The sequence below is a fragment of the Actinomadura rubrisoli genome (assembly GCF_004349215.1).
Taxonomy (GTDB): domain Bacteria; phylum Actinomycetota; class Actinomycetes; order Streptosporangiales; family Streptosporangiaceae; genus Spirillospora; species Spirillospora rubrisoli.
Genome location: NZ_SMKU01000672.1, coordinates 1 through 1,702, shown reverse-complemented (window position 1 = coordinate 1,702; position 1,702 = coordinate 1). Strand labels below are relative to the sequence as shown.

Below are 1,702 nucleotides of genomic sequence, written 5' to 3'. Positions count from 1 at the left end.
GACCCACACCCCTCCACCACCGAACCCACACGCCCCGCCAGCCCGAACGGCGAACGACCCGCACCGCCACGTCCGGAAGGGACCGCGCCGCCCCCGGAAGCGGTCGTGTCGCCAGGTCCAAAGAGACCTCCGGTACCGGACGAGGGCGCGCGCGGGCAGCGGCTCCATCCGTTCACGTTCGTCGTCGGCGCCGTGCGCGAAATGGTCGCGCTGCTCGCGGCGGGCGCGACCGGGCTCCTGGTGGGCGGCCTGTCCACCGCGTTCTACTTCACCCTCGTCGGACTCGGGTTCGGCCTGATCTTCCATGTCGTCAACTGGGTGACGTTCACCTACGTCCTGCGCGACGACCGCATCGACCTCCGGCGCTCCCTCATCGGACGGTCGGTCAAGAGCATCCCGCGCGACCGGATCCGCGGCGTGGACATCACCGCGTCCCTGCCCCACCGGTTCCTGGGCCTCGCCGTCGTGCACATCGACGCGGGCGCCGACGGCGGCGAGGGCGTGCTGAACGCGGTCGCCCGGCAGGAGGCCGAACGGCTCCGCGGCGTCCTGCTCACCCGGGCGTCCCCCGAACGCGCCGCGCCGCCGCGCCGCGTCCTGGCCCGCATGCTGCCGCGCTGGTACGTGTACGCGCCGCTCAGCGGCGCCTACCTGCTCACCCCGTTCGCGCTGGCGGGCAGCCTCCTGGGCACCCTCTACAACCTGGGCGACGACCTCGGCCTGATCACCCAGGAGCGCGTCGAGAACCTCGGCCACGACGTGGTGGGGCTGCCCACCGCGCTCGTCGTCGCGCTGGCGATCCTGGTGCTCATCGCCATGCCGGTGATGTCGGTGATCGTCTTCACGCTCTTCAACTGGGACTTCACCGTCCACGAGCGGGACGGCTCCCTCGTCGCCGAACGCGGGCTCATCACCCGCCGCAGCGTCTCGCTGGAGCGGCGGCGCCTGCGGGGCGTCGAACTGTCCGACAACCCGTTCGAGCGGATGGCCGGTGTCGTCCGCCTCGGCGCGCTCATCACGGGCCTGGGCGACGCCGCGCACCGTGGACGCCTCCTGCCCGCGGCCCCGCGCGCCGCCGCGGAAGCACTGGCGGCCCGCGTCCTCGGTGAGGTGCCCGGACCGCTGATCGTCCACCCACCGGCCGCCCGTGGCCGCCGCGTAGCGCGCGCGGTGGCGCCTCCCCTCGGCATCGCTCTTCTGGCGGTCATCGCCGGGCAGCCCTTGGTCGCGTACATCTGCGCCGCCCTCGCCGTCCTGGTCATACCGCTCGGCCTGGACCGCTACCGGCAACTCGGGCACGTCACCGACGGCGAACGCCTCAGCGTCCGCTCAGGCTCACTACGCCGCCGCCAGGTGGTGGTGGAGCACACCGCCATCGTCGGCTGGCGCCTCCGCCGCACGCTCTTCCAGCGCCGCCTGGGCCTGGCCACACTCTTCGTCGCGGTCGGCGCCGGCGAGGGCGGCTACTCGGCGATCGACATGTCGGAAAAAGACGCCATCGCGTTCGCCGCCGGAATCACCCCCGACTGGGTGGCTCCGTTCGTGGAGCCACCGTCGGCTTGACCGCTTGGTTATTCGGGGCGGCGTGCTCCGAACATGATTTCGTCCCAGGAGGGCACGGAGGCGCGCTTGCCCTTGGCTTTGCGCCGCCCCCGGGCCGGCCGCTGCGCTGCGGGCGTGGGTGTCTCGGCGGCTGCTGGGG

At 73.0% G+C, this 1,702-nt stretch carries 1 protein-coding gene; it reads left to right on the top strand.

Annotation, left to right across the window (positions count from 1 at the left end; translation table 11 throughout):
* The first annotated feature begins 105 nt into the window (after positions 1 to 105).
* Positions 106 to 1,563, top strand: a complete 1,458-nt coding sequence (locus E1298_RS46725; RefSeq protein ID WP_243726267.1) for a PH domain-containing protein — start codon at positions 106 to 108, stop codon at positions 1,561 to 1,563.
* The last annotated feature ends 139 nt before the right edge of the window (positions 1,564 to 1,702 follow it).